Here is a 20,693-nt window from a genome sequence, read left to right on the forward strand (position 1 = left end):
GATACCGCGCGCCATGATCACCGCGGCACGAACGCCGGATCCAGGATCAGCGCCAGCAGCTGCTGGTCGGTCAAGGACGGGCTTTCGCGGGGGGCGTCGTCCAGCGTGCCGAGGTCGAAGATGTTGACCGAGCCGCCACCGGGCCGGAAGGCGATCGCGTTGCGGGTGACGGGCTTCCCGGTCGAGAAACCCTGGCCGACGATGACGTCGCCGTCCATGTCCACCGACTTCGACGCGGTCTCGGAGATCACGACGAAGTTCCCGTCCGGCCGGGGAAGCTCCACGCACCGCATCGGCTTCCGGTCCGGCCCGATCCCGTCGGCCACCTTCTCCGGGTTGCACCGGTCTTCACGCGGATAGCCTTCCTTCGTGCTCGCCGGACCGGCGATCGTGAGGTTGACGCCCCGCGGCCGCCCCGCGGCGTCGGTGTACTTGATCTCCGCGGTCTTCAGGTCCCCGTGTCCCCCCACGAAGTCCTTCACTTCGATGTTCTTCGCGCCGGTGATCACCTGCGGCACCACGTCCTTCAAGTGCTGAAGGTCGTCCTTCGGCTTGGGCTGCTGCGACGACGACGCCGCCGCCGGTGCGAGCGACGCCCCGTTCTCCCCCGGCGCCACGAAGACCACCGCCGCCGCGATCACCGCCAGCGTCGCCACCCCCGTCGAGACGACCGCCCGCCGGTTCCGCACCTTCTTCGCCGCCGTCCCGGCGACCTCGTCCGGGTCGAAGCCCAGCGGGGGCTCGGCCAGCTTGATCCCGCGCAGCCTGTTCTCGAGTTCGTCCATCACGCGCTCCTCCCGAAGACAGCCTCGTCGTGCTGTCTCTGCAGGGCCGCGCGGAGGACGTCGAGTCCTCGCGCGGCCTGGCTCCTGACCGTCCCTTCCGAACAGCGCAGCGCGACGGCGACCTCCGTGACCGGGAGATCGGCGCAGTAGCGCAGCACGACGGCGGCGCGCTGTTTCGGTGGAACTTCGGCGAGGGCGCAAAGCAGCGAATCCGAGATGCCGGCATCAGCCGGGGCCATCGGCTCTTCGGGGACGACGCCGTCGCGGTTCTCTCTGCTCCGCCACGGTCGCCGCCGCTCATCGAGCCAGCAGCGCATCAGGATCTGCCTCGTGTAGTTGTCGACGGGCCCTTTCCGGCGGACCTTCGGCCAGACCCGGTAGAGCTTGATCAGCGCGGTTTGGACCAGATCCTCCGCGAGATGCCAGTCGCCGCAGAGCAGGTACGCCGTCCGCCGCAGCGGTAGCGCTTTGTCCCTGGCGAACTCCCTGAAGCTCGCGTCGTCCCCAGACCGCATCGTGCCTCCTCATCCGTGTTCCGGTGTAACTCACGGACGAGGAGGCACGAAACGTTGCACGGGCGGCTCAGCCGTTGAGATTCACCAGTTTGAAGGTCGCGTAGTGGTCGGGCGTGTAGACGATCTCGCCGCCCTTGCCGGAGATCACGCGGTCGTTCGTCCCCACCGGGAACAGCTGGTAGTAACCGGAGGCGCACGACGGCAGCACACCCTCGCGGTTCTCGTAGACCGTCCCGGTCGCGCCACCACGGGCCTTGTCCACCACGGACTTCGCCGCGGAGGACAGCGTCGAGTAGCCGATCTTCGCCAGCTTCGAGGTGTCACCGCAGGTCGGCGCCGGGGTGCCCTTGACGTCGATCACGGAGAAGGTCTTGTAGTGGTCGCCGGTGTAGAAGTACTCCCCGCCGGTCCCTGTGACGATGCGGCGCGTGCCGCGGTTCGACGAGCCCGGGGTCGGGACGGTGTACTCGTGGTAGTACCCGGAAGCGCACTTCGGGAGGATGTTCTCCCGGTTCGAGAAGACGGTTCCGTCGTTGTCCGGGTACGGGTACGGCCCACCCTTCTGGATGAGGTCGTACGTCGTCGTCGCCTCGGCGGGCAGCGACGAGAGCGACGTGTGCTTGAACCCGGTGAGATCCCCACAAGGGTTCTGCTGGATGGAGACGGGCGTCGCGGCCTGTGCCGCACCGACCCCACCGAAGAACGTGACAAGCAGAACGAGCAGCGCGGCGGCGGCCCGCGATCGTTTGTTGGTCATTTTCGGACCGTAACCCGATCGTGTGTTCGCCAGAAGGCGTCGAGGTGAACTCTCCACCGCCGCTCACCGCTGACCGACCAACGGCTTCGGCCGTTCGGGTCAACCTCGTTCGGCGTACTTCTCCGAGAGGCGTTTGAACACTATCGGCGGCACCAGGTGCTCGATGTCGCCGCCGAGCGCGGAGATCTCCTTGACCAGCGAGCTCGACACGAAACCGTAGGCCGGGTTGTTCGCCATCAGCAGCGTTTCGAGCCCGGTCAGCTCGCGGTTCATCTGGGCCATCTGGAGCTCGTAGTCGAAGTCGCTGACCGACCGCAGGCCCTTCGCGACCGCGATGATGTCGTTCTCGCGGCAGTAGTCGACCAGGAGTCCCTGCCAGGAGTCGACGCGCACGTTCGGCAGCTTCGCGGTGATCTCGCGCAGGATGTCCATCCGCTCTTCGGTGGTGAACAGGCCCTTCTTGCTCTTGTTCACCCCCACCGCGACGACGACCTCGTCGAACAGCTTGGCCGCCCGCTCGATGATGTCGAGATGTCCATTGGTGGCCGGGTCGTAGGACCCGGGACAGACCGCACGCCGCATGGCGCGGACGCTACCAAGGCCGACGGACTCCTGCGCGTTTCTCAGTGCGGCGTCACACCTGATATTCGGCCCAGTAGAGCGCGGTGTCGCCGTAGCGCTTCGTCCGCATCGGCTCGAAGCCCGGCGGCCAGTCCGGCTCGCCGTCCCGCGCGGCCCGTTCGATCACCAGCAGCGCCCCGTCCGTGACCCAGCGGCCCTCGGCGAGCGCGGCCATGACCTCCCCCAGGCGGGTGGAATCCACCGCGTAGGGAGGATCGGCGAGGACGATGTCGAACGTCTCCGGCGCCGGAGACGCGACGACGGACTCGACGGCCCCGGCCCGGACCGTGCCGCCGAGCCCGAGCGCGGCGACGTTCCCCTTGAGCACTTCGACCGCGCGCCGGTCCGACTCGACGAACAGCGCGCCCGACGCGCCGCGCGACAACGCCTCCAGCCCGAGCGCGCCCGAACCCGCGTAAAGGTCGAGGACCTGGCTCCCCTGCAGCTCGCCGGCGACCTCCAGCGCGTTGAACAGCGCTTCCCGCACGCGTTCCGACGTCGGCCGCGTGCCCTTCGGCGGGACCTTCAGCCGCCTGCCGCCCGCGGTCCCCGCCACGATCCTGGTCATTGCAGCATCGTGCCTCAACGGCTTCCACCGTGACGTTGCCCGGGACTTGGTGAAGCCGCCGCCCAGCTCGCGTAGAGTCGTCCTTCGCCCTCGGAGGCGATAGAAGCGTTTAGGAGCGTTGCGTGTCCGAACCTCGGGTCAGACGGGCCGAGATCGCCATCGAGCAAGCCCATGTGGACACGGTCTACACCCGGCTCGCCGAACTGCGAGCCCAGGCAGAGGCCATGCGTACCAAGGGCTATGAGATCGGCCATGGCGCCGGGCGGGAAGCGATCTTCGAGCAGGCGTCGATGCTGTTCGAACGGGACATGATGGTGTACCACGCCAATCAGACCCTTCAGACCCTCGACGCGGAGTACGAGGGCCTGGTCTTCGGCAGGCTCGACCACCTCGACGAAGAGCACATCTACGTGGGCCGCCTCGGGATCCGCGACGCCGAGTTCGACAACCTCGTCACCGACTGGCGCGCGCCCGCGGCCGCGGCGTTCTACCAGGCGACGGCCGAGGAGCCGATGGACGTCGTCCGGCGCCGGGTGATCCGGTGCTCCGGGCAGAATGTGCTCGACGTCGACGACGACGTGCTGATCGCCGACGCGGTCCCGGAGACCATGCAGATCGTCGGCGAGGGCGCGCTCATGGCCGCGCTCGGGCGGTCGCGTGGCGAGAAGATGCGGGACATCGTCGCGACCATCCAGAAGGAGCAGGACGAGGTCATCCGGGCGCCGTGGCGCGGTGTCACGGAGATCACCGGCGGCCCCGGCACCGGCAAGACCGCGGTCGCGCTGCACCGCGCGGCGTACCTGCTCTACCGCCACCGCCGCCAGCTCGGCGGCGCGGGCGTGCTGGTGATCGGCCCGTCCGGGGTGTTCACCAGCTACATCTCGCGGGTGCTGCCGTCGATGGGCGAGACGAACGTCGAACTGCGCGCGCTCGGCGAGGTCCTCGACGGCCTCGAAGCGACCCGGCAGGACGCGGCCCCGCTGGCGGCGATCAAGGGCTCGCTGCGGATGCGCAAGATCCTGCTGCGCGCGCTGCGGGACACGCCCGAGGACGCGCCCGAGGACATGAAGATCGTCTACCGCGGCGAAGTGCTGCGGCTGAACGCGCGCGAACTCGACAAGGTGCGCCGCAAGGTCCACACCGCGGGCGGGCCGCCGAACCGGTCCCGGATCCGCGCCGCGGAACTGCTGCTCGACGCGCTCGCCGCGAAGGCCGAGCAGCACGCGAAGGACGACGGCCGTCAGATCGACAAGGCCGAGCTGATCACCGAACTCGGCGAGCGGATCGAGTTCCACCAGTTCCTGGTCGTCTGGTGGCCGATCCTGTACCCGGCGCAGATCCTGCGGTGGCTGGGCACCGAGAAGCGGCTCGCCTCGGCGGCGAAGGGCCTGCTCAACCGCGCCGAGATCAGCATGCTGGCCGCCGACTTCGCCGACCGCTCGCGCGGCTGGACCATCGCGGACGTCGCGCTCCTCGACGAGCTGCGCGTCCTGATCGGCCCGCCGCCGAAACGGCGCAAGGGCAGGCAGAGCATCGAGGTCAACCCCGAACGCGGCGGCGCCCCGACCCGGCCCGAGCACTACGACGAGTACTCGCACGTGGTCGTCGACGAGTCGCAGGACCTCTCGCCGATGCAGTGGCGGATGGTCGGGCGGCGCGGCAAGTACGCGAGCTGGACCGTGGTCGGCGACCCGGTGCAGAGTTCCTGGCCGGATCCGGCCGAGGCCGCGATGGCGCGGGACCAGGCCTTCGGGCTCAAGACGACGCGGCGCCGGTTCACCCTGCGCACCAACTACCGGAACTCGGCGGAGATCTTCGACCTGGCCGCGAAGGTCGTCGCCGGGCACGCCGAGGCCGACGAACTCCCGCGCGCGGTGCGGCAGACCGGCATCACGCCGGAGGTCCGGCCGGTCGAGGCCTCCGGGCTGGAAGCGGCGACGCAGGCCGCGGTGAAGGAGCTGATGGGCGTCGTCGAAGGCACCGTCGGCGTGATCACCGCCATGGACCGGGTGCCCGAGGTCGAGGGCTGGCTCGACGGGCTTTCGGACGAGCGGCTCAAGGTCGTCGGCAGCCTCGACTCCAAGGGCCTCGAGTACGACGCCGTCGTCCTGGTGGAGCCCAACGACCTCATCACGGAGTCGACCACCGGACGACGGGTGCTGTACGTGGCGCTGACCCGCGCGACCCAGCAGCTGACCGTCCTGGCCTCCAACCCGGACTGGATCCCGGCCGCCTGATCCCGGCGCGTTTCGTCCTCTGGATGCGGTAGTTGCGCACGCAAGTACCGCATCCAGAGGACGAAACGCGTTCTGGGGCGGGGGCGAAATACGCTGAAGGGCTCCTTCAGGGCACTGGTGAATGTCCTGAAGGAGCCCTTCAGACCCCCGGTGAGTGAACGATGTGGGGACGCATCGCACGTCCAGGGGTATTTCTAGCGCCTAATCGTTGTTCGGTGTCACGGCGCTTTCACCGAACAACAACGCCGAACAACGAATCGGCGGTGGTCACGGGCACGGAGGCCGGTAATCGAGCCCCGGCAGGCGTTGTTCCCACTCCGCCGCCGTGATCCGCGGGGACACGGTCGCGCAGACCCGCTCGGCGGCGCGTTCGGCGCTCGTCTCCCACAGACGCACGCTTCCGTCCGCGACGGAGGCCGCGAGCGTGTGCCCGTCGGGGGCGAACGCCACCGCGTTCACCCTGTCGACATCCTCGGCGAGACTCGCCGACTCGCGGACCGTCCCGGGATCGGAGACATCCCATAGTCGCACGGTCCGGTCGTAGCTGCCGGTCGCGAAGGTCTTCCCGTCACCGCTGAACGCCACCGAGATGACGATGTCGGTGTGTCCGGTGACCAACGCGGACTCCCGCGGGGCCGCCGGATCCGACACGTCCCAGAGCCGCGCGGTGCGGTCGGCGCCGCCGGTGGCGGCGAGCTTGCCGTCCGGGCTGAAGGCCACGGAGAACACGGTGTCGGTGTGCCCCTTCAGCACCGAAAGCTGCTTCGGCGCCTTCACCATGGAGACGTCCCACAGTCGCGCGGTGTGGTCCCAGCCCCCGGTCAGCAGAGTGCGGCCGTCCGGGCCGAACGCGATCGAATGGACGTCGTCCTCGTGCCCGGTCAGGGTCGCGAGTTCGACGGGTTTCCGCGGGTCCGCCACGTCCCAGAGCCGCACCGTGTGAGCGGTGCCCGCGGTCGCGAGAGTCCGGCCGTCCGGGCTGAACGCGACCGCGTCGATGTCCTCCGGAGGTCTGTCGAAGACGCCGAGGTCGACCGGCTTCCGCGGATCGGTGACGTCGATCAGCCGCATCGTGTGGTCCCAGGAGCCGGCGGCGAGCGTCCGGCCGTCCGGGCTGAACGCGAGACCGCAGACACCGTTGCCGAAGCCCGGGATCCTGCCCAGCTCACGCGGGCTCCGCGGATCGGCGACGTCGTTCAGGCGGACCACGCCGTCCTGGCTCCCGGTGGCCATCAGCTTCCCGTCGGCGCTGAACACCGCCCGGCAGGCCGACTTCGCCGCACCGCTGATCGCGGGCCCCGGCAGCTCCCACAGCCGCACCGTCTGGTCGTCGCTCGCGGTCACCAGCGTGCGGCCGTCGCGGGAGAACACCGCCCAGACCACCGCCGCGGTGTGCCCCGTGAGCGGCGGTTTCTCTCGCGGCTTCCGCGGATCGGTGACGTCCCACAGCCGCGCGTTGCGGTCGAAACCGGTCGTGGCCAGCGTCGTCCCGTCGGGGCTGAACGCCACGGACCGCACGATGGTCTTGTGCGCGGTCATCGTCGCCAGCGGCGCGGGCGCCATCGGGTCGGCGAGGTCCCACAGCCGCGCGCTCTGGTCGATGCTCGCGGTGGCGAGCGTCCGGCCGTCCGGGCTGAACGCGGCGGCGTGGACGCCTGCGGTGTGCCCGTTCGCCACGCCGAGCGGCCTGGCCTTGGGCGGCTCGGCGACGTCCCAAAGCCGTACGGTCTTGTCCGCGCCCGCCGAGGCGAGCGACCGGCCGTCGGGGGCGTAGGCGAGACCGTTGACGTTGCCGGTGTGCCCGGTCAGGGTGGCCACGAGCACCGGCTTCGCGAGATCGCGGACGTCGAACAGGCGGATCGTGCCGTCGCCGTCCGAGGTGGCGAGCACCGGCGCCTTCGGGCTGAACGCGACCGCGTTGACCCGGCTCGGATGCTCCCCGACCACCACGCCCGGCCCGGGTTTCGCGGGATCGGCGACGTTCCACAGCCGCGCGGTCTTGTCCCAGCCCGCCGTCGCGACCGCGCCGCCGTCGGCGCTGAACGCCACCGAGTTGACGTTGCCGGTGTGCCCGGACAGCGTGGCCAGCTCGCTCGGGCGATAGGGATCCTTGACGTCCCACAGCTTCGCCGTCTGGTCCCAGCTGCCGGTCACCAGCACCTGGCCGTCGCCGCGCAGGGCGGCCGAGTTGACCCGGTTGGCGTGCCCGGGAACCCGGGTCGAATACGGCGAGGCGACCATCCCGAGCACGCTGCCGCGGGTTTCCACCCCCGGGTCGACGCGGTACGCCGCCAGCGCGAGCTGCGCGGCCAGCGCCGGGTTCGTCGATCGCATCTCGAGGGCCTGCCCGGCGACCTTCTGCGCGAGCGCGTTGTTGCGCTGGCTGGTCGCCGTGTGCTCGGCGCGGACGGCGTACACCATCGCGGCCGTCGCCAGCACCAGCAGCACGGCCAGGAGCGCGACCAGCTGGCGCAACCGCCGGGTGCGGCGGCGCGCGACGGCCTGTTCGTGGTTCTCGATGGCCACGCTGGCGTCGAGGAAGCGGCGTTCGCGCTGGGAGAGCGCGCTGTCGTGCTCGCCTGCCCACTCCATGGCGATGGACAGCCGGGCGCCGCGGTAGAGCCAGCCGTCGTCGCAGCCGACCGACTCCCACGCGTCGGTCGCCTCGGTGAGCTGCCGGTGCACGCGCAGGCCCTCGCGGTCCTCGGCGAGCCACTCGCGCAGGCGTGGCCAGCCGCGGATCAGCGCCTCGTGCGCGATCTCGATGCCGTTGTCGTCGAGGGTGACCAGCCGCGAGGAGGCCAGCCTGTCCAGCACGACGGCGACGTCCGGGTCGTCGGCGTCCACCTCGTCGCGGGTGATGCGGCGTTTGGTGTCCTCGGTGCCCTCGCCGAGCGCGGTCATCCGCAGGAAGATCTGGTTCGCCAGCCGCTGCTGGTGTTCGCTCAGCGCGGTGAAGGTGTGCTCGGAGGTCTGCGCGACCGACCGTTCGATCCCGCCGGTGGACTCGTAGCCGGTGAGGGTGAGGGTGTTGCCGTGGCGGCGGCGCCAGGTCTCCAGCAGCGCGTGCGAGAGCAGCGGCAGCACGCCGGGCTGCCCGGTCGCGTCGGCGACCAGCCGCGAGACCAGCGCGTTCTCGACGCGGTACCCGGCGTCGATCGCCGGCCGCGAGATGGCCTGCCGCAGCTCCTCGGTGCTCATCGGGCCGACGAGGATCTGCGCGTCCTGCATGGCCTCGACCAGCTCGGGGTGCCGCGCGCAGTGCGTGTAGAAGTCGGTGCGGATGCCGAGGACGACCCTGGTCCGGCTCTCCGGCTCGGTGGTCGCGGTGACCAGCGCGGACAGAAAGGCCGCTCGCTCGTCGGCGTCCTGGCAGAGCGTGAAGACCTCTTCGAACTGGTCGACGACCAGCACGACGTCGCCCTCACGGTCGGTGACCAGTTGGCGGGCGGCGAGACCGAGGTTGCGCGGATGCTCGGCGAACTCGGCGAGCAGGCCACCGGGAGCGAGGCCGAGCGCGGCGCCGAACTGGACGGCGCACTCCTGCAGCGGCCGCGAGCCGGGGGTCATCAGCACCGTGACGGAGTTCTCTTCGACGACGGGCAGCAGACCCGCCCGCAGCAACGACGACTTACCGGAACCGGAAGCTCCCAGAACCGCCAGAAATCTTTGCCCCGAAAGCCGGGTAACCAGTTTCTCGACAAGTCGTTCGCGACCGAAGAATCGCCCCGCGTCACCCGGCCCGAATGCGGTCAAGCCGATATAAGGGGCAGATTCCCCATTCGGTGGGGCAACCGGTGAATCGCTGACTCCCGAGCGCGTTCGCTCGGTCACGTCGTGCCATCGAGCCTCCCACTCCGCCTCGGGCCCGTCACACGCCCGGACATAGGCCAACGTGACCGCCAAGCTGGGCATCTTCTTTCCGCCGGCGGCTTCGGAGAGGGTGCCGGCCGAGTAGTGGGCGCGCCTGCCCAGCTCGCGGTACGTCGGGTTTCCGGCTTTCTCCCGCAATCGCCGGAGATCGGCGGCGAACTCGAGCAACGGATCGTCACCGGGGCCCAAAGGTCTCTCCGGACGCGGCACTCTCAATCCTTTCTTTTCAGTGGTTTTCCCACGGTCGCATTCGGGGGCAACCGTACCGTGAAAACGGCGGAAGTCCGACGAGCACCGAGTACATCGGGTCGGTTAATTTCGATCGATTGACAGGTGCCCGATGTCACGGGAAGGGATCGGGGGCCGGGCGCGTTGTACCGAGGCGTGACCTCCTTGCCTGACATCCCGCTGTCCGTGCTCGACCTCTCGCCCGTCGTGGCCGGGGGCGGTGTGGGCGATTCGCTGCGCAACACCCTCGATCTCGCCCGCCGGACCGAAGCGCTCGGCTACCACCGGTACTGGCTCGCCGAGCACCACAACATGCCCGGGATCGCGAGCTCCGCGACCGCCGTGATGATCGGCCAGGTCGCCGCCGCCACCGAACGCATCCGGGTCGGCTCCGGCGGGGTCATGCTGCCGAACCACGCGCCGCTGGTGGTCGCCGAACAGTTCGGCACCCTGGAGGCGTTCCACCCCGGCCGGATCGACCTCGGCATCGGCCGCGCCCCGGGTACCGACCAGCGGACCGCGCTCGCGCTGCGCGGCCCCGGCGGGCTGACCGCGGAGAACTTCCCGCAGCAGTTCGCGGAACTGCTCGCCTACTTCGAGCACTCCGACCAGCGCGCGGTCAACGCCGTGACCGCCGAGGGCAACAAGCCGCCGGTGTGGCTGCTCGGGTCGAGCGGCTTCAGCGCGCGGATGGCGGGCGAACTGGGCCTGCCGTTCTCCTTCGCGCACCACTTCAGCGCCGAGAACACGCTTCCCGCCGTGGCGCTCTACCGCGACTCGTTCAAGCCGTCGGACGTCCTCGACGAGCCGTACGTGATGCTCGGCGTCTCCGTGGTGGCCGCCGAGACCGACGAGCGGGCCCAGTACCTCGCCGCGCCCAGCGGCTTGACGTTCCTCAGCCTGCGCAAGGGCCGCCCCATCCCGCTGCCGACGCCGGAAGAGGCCGCGGCGTACCCGTACACCGACATCGAGCGCGTGTTCATCGAGGACCGGGCTTCGAGCAGCGTCATCGGTTCGCCCGAGACGGTCCACAAGGGACTCGAGACGCTGCTGGCCGACACGGGCGCGAACGAGCTGATGATCACGACCATGGTGCACGACCAGGCGGACCGGGTCCGCTCCTATGAACTGGTGTCCGAACTGGCGCGCTGACCTGGCTCGGCTCCGCTCACCTGAAGTACATGAAGGCCCCCTTCCTTGCACTAGGCGCAAGGAAGGGGGCCTTCATGTACTGGGCAAGGTGTGAAGGTCGAGTTTCCTCGGCTGAGCTGAGGGAAGGAGGCCTTCACGGAATCGGCCTGCGACCGACCAATCGGGCGCTTTCGTGTGATTGCGTGGACGACACGTGTGATCAGATGGACGACACGCGCGCGGCCGGGGTCCTCCCGCGAGTCGTCCGTCCAGTCACGTGTGTCGTCCGTCTGATCACGTGTGTCGTCCACGCGATCACGCGAACCCGCTCGGCTGTAGATACCTGAGGTACGAGAAGGCGCCGCCACTCGAGGACTGATCGAGACTCCAAGCGGGTGACCGTCCCGCCTCTCACCCACCCCGAAGCACGGAACGGCCCACCGCGCCGGAGATCACGAAAGAACGGACAAGATCCACGTCCGCCTTTGTCACGAAGGGACAAGAATTCACCGGTTACCAGGACGTGACGTCTTGATCGGACCGAAGTTCTTGTCACCAAGCAGGCGCGTCATTAGCGTACCGACCAGTAGCAAACAGCACGGTAACACCCCGTTGATCCTATTCAACGATTCCGCTCCGCCATTCGGAGCAAAGGAATTGCGCAACCTGGGGTGTATTCGCCGTGCCCGGAAAACTGGAGGGTCGGCGTGGGCGTCCGGACTGGCGCACCCTCATTCCCCGGCGCGGGTGCGCTCCGGGAGACGGGCAGGCTGTACTCGCTCGGCCTCGACGTCGTCCGCCTGACCTTCCGGCGGCCGTTCCAGGCCCGTGAGCTGATCCAGCAGTTCTGGTTCATCGCGAGTGTGTCGATCCTGCCGACGGCGCTGGTCGCGATCCCGTTCGGCGCGGTGATCGCGCTGCACATCGGTTCGCTGACCGCGCAGATCGGCGCGCAGTCCTTCACCGGCGCGGCCAGTGTGCTGGCGATCATCCAGCAGGCGAGCCCGATCGTGACGGCGCTGCTGATCGCGGGCGCCGGCGGTTCGGCGATGTGCGCGGACCTCGGGTCCCGCACGATCCGCGAGGAGATCGACGCGATGGAGGTGCTCGGGGTCTCCCCGATCCAGCGCCTGATCGTGCCGCGCGTGCTCGCCGCGATGGGCGTCGCCGCATTCCTGAACGGAATGGTCAGCGTGGTCGGCGTCCTCGGCGGCTATTTCTTCAACGTCATCATGCAGAACGGGACACCGGGTGCCTATCTGGCCAGTTTCTCCGCGCTCGCGCAGCTGCCGGACCTCTGGATCAGCGAGATCAAAGCGGTCATCTTCGGTTTCGTCGCGGCGATCGTCGCCTCTTATCGCGGGCTCAATCCGAAAGGCGGCCCGAAAGGCGTCGGTGACGCGGTGAACCAATCCGTGGTGATCACGTTCCTGCTCCTGTTCCTGTTGAACCTCGTGCTGACGACGCTTTACCTCCAGCTCGTCCCGGCGAAGGGCAGCTGATGACCACGACCGCACCCACCCGAGCGACCCGGGTCCGCGAAGCCGTGGACCGCCGGTTCGGTTTCCTGGACACCCTCGGCGACCAGATCCTCTTCTTCCTCAAGGCGCTGGCCTGGGTGCCGCGCGCGGTGCGCCGCTACCTCCGCGAGATCACCCGCCTGCTCGCCGAAGTCAGCTTCGGCAGCGGCGCGCTCGCGGTCATCGGCGGCACGATCGGCGTGATGATCGGGATGACCGTGTTCACCGGCACGGTCGTCGGGCTCCAGGGTTACTCGGCGCTCAACCAGGTCGGCACGTCGGCGTTCGCCGGGTTCGTCTCGGCGTACTTCAACACCCGCGAGATCGCACCGCTCGTCGCCGGGCTGGCGCTTTCGGCCACCGTCGGCTGCGGCTTCACCGCGCAGCTGGGCGCGATGCGGATCTCCGAGGAGATCGACGCCCTCGAAGTGATGGGCATCCCCAGCGTCCCGTACCTGGTGACCACCCGGATCATCGCGGGCTTCCTCGCGGTCATCCCGTTGTACGCGATCGGCCTGCTGACCTCGTATCTCGCGTCGCGCCAGATCACCGTCTGGTTCTACGGCCAGTCCGCGGGCACCTACGACCACTACTTCCTGCTGTTCCTGCCGCCCGGCGACGTGCTCTGGTCGTTCGGCAAGGTGCTGGTGTTCAGCGTCGTGATCGTGCTCGCCCACTGTTACTACGGGTTCCGCGCGAGCGGCGGTCCGGCGGGCGTCGGGGTGGCCGTCGGCCGCGGCGTGCGGACCGCGATCGTGGCGGTCAGCGTGCTCGACTTCTTCCTCAGCCTCGCGATCTGGGGCGCGACCACGACGGTGCAGGTGGCCGGATGAGCCGGCGCGGGCTGCGCAAAGCCGGGGTCAGGACGGCCGGGGTGCTGTTCCTCGTGGTGATGTCCGCCCTCGTGCTGCTGTCGGTCAAGATCTACCGGAAGGACTTCGTCACGTCGGTCCCGGTGACCTTGCAGGCGGACCGGGTCGGCAACCAGCTGCGCGCGGGCGGGCAGGTCAAGGCGCGCGGCGTGGTGGTCGGCGAGATCCGCGGCGTCCGCGCCACGCCGTCGGGCGCGGAGATCGACCTGGCCATGGAGCCCGGCAAGGTCTCCCAGCTGCCGGAGAACGTGTCCGCGCTGCTCGTGCCGAAGACCCTGTTCGGTGAGCGGTACGTGCAACTGTCCATTCCGGACGGATCGACCGCGCGGCCGCTGGCGTCGGGCGACGTGATCAGCCAGGACCGCTCGGCCAACGCGATCGAACTGGAGCGGGTCTTCGACAACCTGTTGCCGCTGCTCAAGGCGGTGCAGCCGCAGAAGCTCGCCACCACGCTGACCACGGTCGCCACCGCGCTGGAAGGTCGCGGCGAGCAGATCGGCGACACCTTCGCCACCGCCGCCGACTACCTCCAGAAGTTCAACCCGAACCTCCCGGCGCTGAACGACAACATCCGCGACCTCGCGACGGTTTCCAAGCTGTACGGCGACATCGCGCCGGATCTGCTCGACGCGCTGAGCGCCTCGGCGGTCACCCTCGACACGGTCAAGGAGAAACGCGCCGAGCTGGCGACGGTGTACCAGCAGGTGACGTCGTCCTCCCAGCAGGTCACGACGTTCCTCGCCAACAACCGCGCCAACATCATCGCGCTCACCACCGACAGCCGGGCCTCGCTCGAACTCGGCGCGAAGTACTCGCCGAGTTTCGCCTGCACCCTGACCGCGCTGGCCGAACTGAAGCCGCAGATGGACAAGGTCCTGGGCAAGGGCACCGACGAACCCGGCCTGCACGCGGAGATCACCATCACCCAGCCCCGCGGCAAATACGTCCCCGGCAAGGACGACCCGGTCTACAACGCCACCGGGGAACCTCGCTGCTATCCGTCGAACGGCATGATGAGCCAGGGCATCGAGGCGACCGGTGAGAAGACCGCCGCGCTCCCGGGCGTCCAGGGCGACCTCGGCCTGGCGAACTCGCCGCAGGAACGGGAACTGATCTCGACGCTGGTCGCGCCGTCGGCGGGCGTCCCGGCGAGCCAGGTGCCCGCCTGGGGCAGTGTGCTCGTCGGCCCGCTCTACCGGGGCACGGAGGTGACCCTGCGATGAGGAACTTCGTGAGCCCGCTGATCAAGGGGCTGATCTTCGTCGTCATCACGACACTGGCCACGGTGCTGCTGGCGGTGTCCATCACCAACACCGGCCTCGGCGACACCAAGACCTACAGCGCCAAATTCCTCGACGCGACGTCGCTGAACGTCGGCGACGACGTCCGGATCTCCGGGGTGCGGGTCGGCCAGATCGAGGAGCTGGAGATCGCCGACCACAGCCTGGCGCGCGTCAGGTTCTCCCTCGACTCCCAGCGCAGGCTGCCCGCGGACGTGAACGCGGTGATCAAGTACCGCAACATGGTCGGCCAGCGCTACATCGCCCTCGAACGCGGCAAGGGCACCAAGGACCTCCTGGAGCCGGGCGCGGAGATCCCGCTGGAGCGCACGACTCCCGCGCTGGACCTGACGGAACTGTTCAACGGCTTCAAACCGCTGTTCCAGGCGCTGTCGCCGAAGGACGTCAACCAGCTCTCCGGCGAGATCGTCCAGGTGCTGCAAGGCGAGGGCGGCACGGTGGAAAGCCTGCTGGCGCACACCGGTTCGCTGACCACCACGCTCGCCGGCCGCGACAAGGTGATCGGCGACGTGATCACGAACCTGGACACGGTGCTGAAGACCATCAACGGCAAGGGCGACGCGCTGTCCACTTTGGTCTCCACGCTGAAGGAGCTGGTGTCCGGCCTCGCCGGTGACCGCGCCGAGATCGGGGAGGCCGTCTCCGGGCTCGCGGACCTCACCACCGCCACGGCCGGTCTGCTCGACCAGGGCAGGAAGCCGCTCAAGGACAGCATCGAAGGCCTCGGCCTGCTTTCCGGCGCGCTCACGGCGAAAGACGGCAAGGCCGAGGTCGAGAAGTTCCTCACCGTGCTGCCGGGAAAGCTGGACGACCTGGGGCGGATCAGCTCGTACGGATCGTGGATGAACTTCTACCTGTGCTCGGCCGTGCTCCGAAGCGACCCGCCCCGCGGGGTCCCGGCGACGGCGGAGAGGTGCACGTCGTGAAACCCTTCAAGGAACGGAATCCGATCGTCATCGGGGTCGTCGGCAGCGTCGTCGCCGCCGGGCTGCTGACCGCGACGCTCAACTACGAGAACCTCCCGATCATCGGCTCCGGAACCACCTACCAGGCCGAATTCTCCGAAGCGGCCGGGCTGCAGGCCGACGACGAGGTGCGGATCGCCGGGATCAAGGTCGGCGAGGTGAGCGAGGTCCAGCTCGCCGAGGACCACGTGGTGGTGAGCTTCCGGGTCAAGGACGCCTGGGTCGGCGACAAGACCGCCGCCGAGATCAAGATCAAGACGCTGCTGGGCCGGAAGTTCCTCGCGCTGCGCCCGACCGGCGAGACGGTGCAGAACCCGAAGCAGGTCATCCCGCGCACCCGGACCGTCACCCCCTACGACGTCACCGAGGCGTTCAACGGGCTGGCCGACACCGCGGGCGCGATCGACACCGACCAGCTCGCGGAGAGCTTCACCACGCTGTCCGACACGTTCAAGAACTCGCCGGAGCACATCCGGAAGGCCCTCGACGGGCTGACGTCGCTGTCGAAGACCGTGTCCTCCAGGGACAACGAACTCGCCAGCCTGCTGTCGAACGCGCACGGCCTGACCACGACGCTCGCGAACTCGAACGAGGACTTCGCCAAGCTCCTCTCGGACGGCAACCTGCTGCTGACCGAACTGGACAACCGGCGGCAGGCGATCCACGACCTGCTGACCGGCTCGCAGGACCTCGCCGCCCAGCTTTCGGGACTGGTGCAGGACAACAAGGACCAGCTCGGCGGAGCGCTCAGCCAGCTCGGAGAGGTGACCGACATCCTGCAGCGGCAGAACGACAATCTCGCCAAGAGCCTCGACCTCGCCGCGCCGTACTTCCGCGTGGTGAACAACTCCCTCGGCAACGGACGCTGGGTGGACAGCTACCTGTGCGGGCTCATCCCGGAGAACCGGGATCCGTGCACCCCGGTGATCCCCCGTGGAGGTGGCCGGTGATCAGCAGGTTCGTCACCCTGGCACTCGTGCTCGCGCTGGCCGTCGTCGGCGGGCTCTGGTGGATCTTCTCCGGCAGCGGGCTCGACCGCGTCACCGTGTACTTCTCGCGCGCCGTCGGTGTCTACAGTGGATCGGACGTCCGGGTGCTCGGCGTCCGGGTCGGCCAGGTCGAATCGGTGGCCCCGGAAGGCGAACAGGTCAAGGTCGTGCTGACCGTCGACGGCTCGACGCCGATCGCCGCCGACACGAACGTCCTGGTCGTGGCGCCGAGCGTGGTCGCCGACCGGTACGTCCAGTTCACCAAGCTCACGCGCGCCGGGAACCGGCTGGACGACGGCGCGGTGATCCCGGTGGAGCGCACCGGCACGCCGGTGGAACTCGACCAGCTCTACTCCAGCCTCGACACCCTCGCCAAGGCGCTCGGCCCCAAGGGCGCGAACGCCGACGGCGCGCTTTCGGATCTGCTGCGCACCGGCGCGAAGAACCTGCAGGGCAACGGAAAGCCGTTCAACGAGTCGGTGCGCAACTTCGCCGACCTCGCCAGGACGCTGTCCGGGAACTCGCAGAACCTGTTCGCCACCGTCGACGAGCTCCAGCGGTTCACCTCGATGCTGGCGACCAACGACCGGAACGTCGGCGAGATCAACAGGCAGCTCGCCTCCGTGACCGGGACCTTGGCGCAGAACAAGGACGAACTCGCCCGCGCGCTCAACGGCCTCGGCGGCGCGCTCGCGCAGATCCAGCAGTTCATCCGGGACAACCGCGCGCTGATCAAGTCCAATGTGGACAAACTCGCGGTGACCACCGGGACACTGGTCGACAAGCGCGCCGCGCTGGCCGAGACCCTGGACACGATCCCGCTGGCGGTGACGAACGCGCTCGAAGCCGTCGACCCGAAGACCGGGAAGCTGCAGGGCCGCGGGTTCCTCGGCGACTACGCCCCGCTCCCGCTGCCGGTCTCCGGCGACACCTACAGCGGGGGGCGCCGATGACCACGAAACGCACGATCGCGGTGCTCGCCGCGTGCTGTGTCGCGCTCACCGCCTGTTCCTCGGATTTCAAGGGCGTCTACGACCTGCCGCTGCCCGGCGGCGCGGACATCGGCGACCATCCGTACCGGCTGACCGTACAGTTCGCCGACGTGCTCGACCTGGTGCCCCAGGCCGCGGTGAAGGTCGGCGACGTCCCGGTCGGCCGGGTCGAGACGATCAAACTCGGCGAGGACGGCTGGACGGCCGAAACCGTCCTGGCGGTCAACGGCGACGTCCACCTGCCCGCCAACGCCATCGCGCGGCTGCGGCAGTCCAGCCTGCTCGGCGAGAAGTTCATCGAACTCGCCCCGAGCGCGGCGAAGGCCGAAGGCAGGCTGGGCGACGGCGCGGTGATCCCCGTCGCGAGCACGAACCGCAACCCGGAGTTCGAGGAGATCTTCGGCGCGCTGTCCCTGCTGCTCAACGGCGGCGGGATCGGTCAGCTGCAGACCATCAACCGCGAGCTGTCGAAGGTGATGGACGGCAACGAGGAGGAGATCCGCTCCTTCCTGTCCACTGTGGAACAGCTGGTGTCCAACCTGGACTCGCATCGCTCCGACATCACCTCGGCGCTCGACGGGCTCAACCGGCTCTCGACGACGCTGGCGAACCGGAAGACGCAGGTGGAAGGCGCGCTCACCGACCTCACGCCCGGACTGAAGAGCCTTTCCGAACAGCGCACTCAGCTCGTTTCGATGTTGCAGTCGCTGGACCGGCTCTCCGGGGTCGGCGTCGACGTGATCAAGAAGACCCGCGCCGACCTCGTCGCGGATCTCACCGCGCTCGCGCCGATCCTCAAGCGGCTGGCCGACGCCGGCGAGAACCTGCCCAAGTCGCTGGAGATCCTGCCGACGTTCCCGTTCACCGACGCCGTCCGCGACGGGATCAAGGGCGACTACCTGAACGTCTACGCCTCGATGATCCCCGGGCCGGGCGTGGTCCTGCCCCCGCCGGGCGAGGGTGTCCCGGAGGGCCTCCCGACCCTTCCGCTGCCGTCTTCCGGAGGTAGCTGATGCTCACCACCCGTATCCGGATCCAGGTGATCGCGTTCGTCGTCATCGCGCTGGCGACGACGGCGTTCGTGGGAGCCAACTACGCGGGCCTCGGCAGGCTTTTCGGGGCGGGCGGGTACACCGTGAAGCTCGCGCTGGCCGACGGCGGAGGTCTGTTCACCAACGGCGAGGTGACCTACCGCGGCGTCGCCGTCGGCCGGGTCGGCGAACTCCGGCTCACCGCCGGGGGCATGGAAGCGGATCTGCTGATCGACGACGACGCGCCGCCGATCCCCGCGAACTCGCGGGCGGTCGTGGCGAACCGGTCCGCCGTCGGCGAGCAGTTCGTCGACCTGCAGCCGAGGACCGGTGACGGGCCGTTCCTCGCCGAAGGTTCGGTCATCCCGCGCGAGGCGACGAGCGTTCCGCTGCCGGTGCAGCATCTGCTCACCGACCTGGACTCGCTCACCGCGTCCGTGCCGACCGAGGATCTGCGGATCGTGGTCGACGAGCTCGACAACGCCCTGCGCGGCTCCGGCGCGAACCTCCAGGTCCTGCTGGACTCCACCACCGACTTCACCAAGCAGGCCGCGAACCACCTGCCGCAGACGGAGAAACTGCTCACCGACGGCTCGACCGTGCTCAGGACCCAAGTCGACTCGTCGCAGGCGTGGCGGCAGTTCAGCGACAACGCGAAGCAGTTCGCCGAACAGCTGTCCCGGTCGGACGGTGACCTCCGGCAGCTGATCGCGACCGCGCCCGAAGCCGCGACCCAGCTCTCCGGGCTGCTGCGGGACAACGAGCCCGGTCTGCCGATCCTGCTGGCGAACCTGCTCACCACGTCCCACGTGTTCTCCGCGCGCACCGACGGACTGCGGCAACTGCTGATCAACACCCCCAAGGCGGTCTCCGCGGTCGACGCGGCCATCGACGAGAAGTCCGGGAAGATCGGCCTGGTCCTGAACTTCTTCGATCCGATGCCGTGCACCAAGGGCTACGAGCGCACGACGATCCGCAGCAGCGCGGATCTCTCGCCGCTGCCGTTCAACACCGGGGCCGCGTGCACGCTCGAACGGGGCAACCCGAGTTCGGTCCGCGGCTCGCAAAACGCGCCGAAGGGCGGTGTCCCGCCCGCCGCGATCCCCGGCGGGTTCGGCGCCGACGGCCAGCCGACGTCCACCAGCCTCGAGGAGATGTTGTGGCTGCGCAACTGAAGATCGCGATCGCCGTGTTCGTCGCGGCCTGCGCGTTCGCCGGCTGGGCCGGGTACACCTGGTTCACCGCGACGGGCTCCGAGGCCGTGTCCTACGGGAACTCGCGCGACGAAGCGCTGAAGTCCGGGAGGGAGCTGGTCGCCCGGCTGACCAGTCTCGACCACCACCGCGTCGAGGAGGGCATCGCCGACTGGCTCGCCGCGTCGACCGGTCCCCTGCGCGATCAGCTGGGCAAGACCGACGACGCGACGAAGCAGACGCTCACCAAGGACGCGACGGTCTCGACGGGCAAGGTGCTCGACGCGGCGATCAGCGAACTCGACGAACACGCGGGCACGGCCAAGATGCTGGCCTCGGTGGAGATCACGATGGCGAAGGAAGGCACGGCGCCGACGACGAAGCGCAACCGGTTCGCCGCCGGGCTGACCAGGACCGGCGAAGGCTGGAAGCTCAGCGCGCTCGACCAGCTCCCGGTGGGTGCGCGATGACCGCCGCGGCAGAGACCGAGCCCGAAACCGATGCCGAGACCGAGCCCGAAGCCACGTCCGAGGCCGAAACCGTCACCGAAGAGACCGCCGAACAGCCGTCCCGCAGGCCGAAGCTGTTTCTGATCCTGCTGGCCGCGGCCGCCGTGCTGGTGGCGGCGGGGGCGTGGTTCACGCTGGAGGCGAGGTCGATCTCGGCCACGCCGTCGGCGGCGAACACCGCGCTCACCGACGTCGGCGCGACGGCCGAGGTGAACTCGGCGGTCACGGTGGCGCTCAACAAGATCTTCTCCTATTCCTACGACCGGACCGACGTCACCGAAAAGGCGGCCGCTTCGGCGCTGAGAGGCAAGGCGCTGGAGTCGTACAACCGGTTGTTCGCCCAGGTCAGGGAAAAGGCTCCGGCACAGAAACTCGTCCTCACGACCCGCGTTTCCTCGTCCGCCGTCCAGGAACTCGGCGGCGGTAAAGCACGGCTGCTCGTATTCCTCGATCAGGCGGCGACGCGGGCCGACAACAATTCGTCGTCGACGGCCGCCGCCCAGCTTTCGATCACCGCGGAACGCGAAGGCGACAATTGGGTCATCATCGATCTCGTCCCGCGGTGACAAACCGGCATTTCCCCATTTCGTCCGCTTTGTAAAACAG

Annotated in this window: 18 protein-coding genes; 12 read left to right on the forward strand and 6 right to left on the reverse strand. The window is 69.0% G+C overall.

The window, feature by feature from the left end:
• Nucleotides 1-17: 17 nt before the first annotated feature.
• From B0293_RS41650 to rsmD, 5 genes are all read right to left on the reverse strand, one after another.
• Nucleotides 18-785, reverse strand: coding sequence for a hypothetical protein (locus B0293_RS41650; RefSeq protein WP_005160404.1), 768 nt, complete (start codon nt 783-785; stop codon nt 18-20).
• Nucleotides 785-1,300 (reverse strand): SigE family RNA polymerase sigma factor, encoded by a 516-nt coding sequence (locus B0293_RS41655; RefSeq protein WP_005160401.1) that lies wholly within the window; start codon nt 1,298-1,300, stop codon nt 785-787. The genes B0293_RS41650 and B0293_RS41655 overlap by 1 nt, the downstream gene beginning before the upstream one ends.
• A gap of 67 nt (nt 1,301-1,367) precedes the next feature.
• Nucleotides 1,368-2,057, reverse strand: a complete 690-nt coding sequence (locus B0293_RS41660; RefSeq protein WP_005160398.1) for a ribonuclease domain-containing protein — start codon at nt 2,055-2,057, stop codon at nt 1,368-1,370.
• 99 nt (nt 2,058-2,156) lie between these two features.
• Nucleotides 2,157-2,639, reverse strand: a complete 483-nt coding sequence (gene coaD / locus B0293_RS41665) for a pantetheine-phosphate adenylyltransferase (RefSeq protein WP_005160393.1) — start codon at nt 2,637-2,639, stop codon at nt 2,157-2,159.
• Nucleotides 2,640-2,691: 52 nt separating this feature from the next.
• Nucleotides 2,692-3,264, reverse strand: a complete 573-nt coding sequence (gene rsmD, locus B0293_RS41670) for a 16S rRNA (guanine(966)-N(2))-methyltransferase RsmD (protein WP_280620734.1) — start codon at nt 3,262-3,264, stop codon at nt 2,692-2,694.
• Between the two features lie 104 nt (nt 3,265-3,368).
• Between rsmD and B0293_RS41675 the strand changes: the two genes are divergently transcribed.
• Complete coding sequence (locus B0293_RS41675) at nt 3,369-5,483, forward strand: HelD family protein (protein WP_039918875.1); 2,115 nt, start codon at nt 3,369-3,371, stop codon at nt 5,481-5,483.
• A gap of 267 nt (nt 5,484-5,750) precedes the next feature.
• Here B0293_RS41675 and B0293_RS41680 read toward each other — a convergent pair whose 3' ends face one another.
• A complete protein-coding gene (locus tag B0293_RS41680; protein ID WP_456061847.1) occupies nt 5,751-9,566 on the reverse strand; it encodes an nSTAND1 domain-containing NTPase in 3,816 nt (1,271 codons plus the stop codon).
• Nucleotides 9,567-9,740: 174 nt separating this feature from the next.
• Here B0293_RS41680 and B0293_RS41685 point away from each other — a divergent pair, with 174 nt between their 5' ends.
• The 11 genes from B0293_RS41685 to B0293_RS41735 all read left to right on the forward strand — a co-directional run bounded on the left by B0293_RS41685 (nt 9,741) and on the right by B0293_RS41735 (nt 20,653).
• Entirely contained in the window at nt 9,741-10,736 is a 996-nt protein-coding gene (locus B0293_RS41685; RefSeq protein ID WP_005160378.1) for an LLM class flavin-dependent oxidoreductase, read from the forward strand.
• 686 nt (nt 10,737-11,422) lie between these two features.
• Entirely contained in the window at nt 11,423-12,217 is a 795-nt protein-coding gene (locus B0293_RS41690; RefSeq protein WP_005160375.1) for an MlaE family ABC transporter permease, read from the forward strand.
• A complete protein-coding gene (locus tag B0293_RS41695; protein ID WP_005160373.1) occupies nt 12,217-13,068 on the forward strand; it encodes an MlaE family ABC transporter permease in 852 nt (283 codons plus the stop codon). Before B0293_RS41690 ends, B0293_RS41695 begins: the two co-directional genes overlap by 1 nt.
• A complete protein-coding gene (locus tag B0293_RS41700; RefSeq protein ID WP_005160371.1) occupies nt 13,065-14,330 on the forward strand; it encodes an MCE family protein in 1,266 nt (421 codons plus the stop codon). The genes B0293_RS41695 and B0293_RS41700 overlap by 4 nt, the downstream gene beginning before the upstream one ends.
• Entirely contained in the window at nt 14,327-15,334 is a 1,008-nt protein-coding gene (locus B0293_RS41705) for an MCE family protein (RefSeq protein ID WP_039918871.1), read from the forward strand. The genes B0293_RS41700 and B0293_RS41705 overlap by 4 nt, the downstream gene beginning before the upstream one ends.
• Entirely contained in the window at nt 15,331-16,323 is a 993-nt protein-coding gene (locus tag B0293_RS41710; RefSeq protein WP_005160368.1) for an MCE family protein, read from the forward strand. Before B0293_RS41705 ends, B0293_RS41710 begins: the two co-directional genes overlap by 4 nt.
• Nucleotides 16,320-17,315, forward strand: a complete 996-nt coding sequence (locus B0293_RS41715) for an MCE family protein (protein WP_005160366.1) — start codon at nt 16,320-16,322, stop codon at nt 17,313-17,315. The genes B0293_RS41710 and B0293_RS41715 overlap by 4 nt, the downstream gene beginning before the upstream one ends.
• Nucleotides 17,312-18,367: an MCE family protein gene (locus tag B0293_RS41720; RefSeq protein WP_005160364.1), complete on the forward strand. Its 1,056-nt coding sequence runs from the start codon at nt 17,312-17,314 to the stop codon at nt 18,365-18,367. Before B0293_RS41715 ends, B0293_RS41720 begins: the two co-directional genes overlap by 4 nt.
• Nucleotides 18,367-19,560: an MCE family protein gene (locus tag B0293_RS41725; protein ID WP_005160361.1), complete on the forward strand. Its 1,194-nt coding sequence runs from the start codon at nt 18,367-18,369 to the stop codon at nt 19,558-19,560. Before B0293_RS41720 ends, B0293_RS41725 begins: the two co-directional genes overlap by 1 nt.
• Nucleotides 19,545-20,048 (forward strand): hypothetical protein, encoded by a 504-nt coding sequence (locus tag B0293_RS41730; protein WP_005160359.1) that lies wholly within the window; start codon nt 19,545-19,547, stop codon nt 20,046-20,048. The genes B0293_RS41725 and B0293_RS41730 overlap by 16 nt, the downstream gene beginning before the upstream one ends.
• Entirely contained in the window at nt 20,045-20,653 is a 609-nt protein-coding gene (locus B0293_RS41735) for a hypothetical protein (protein ID WP_005160356.1), read from the forward strand. Before B0293_RS41730 ends, B0293_RS41735 begins: the two co-directional genes overlap by 4 nt.
• The last annotated feature ends 40 nt before the right edge of the window (nt 20,654-20,693 follow it).

This window comes from Amycolatopsis azurea DSM 43854 (genome assembly GCF_001995215.1).
Classification (GTDB): Bacteria; Actinomycetota; Actinomycetes; order Mycobacteriales; family Pseudonocardiaceae; genus Amycolatopsis; species Amycolatopsis azurea.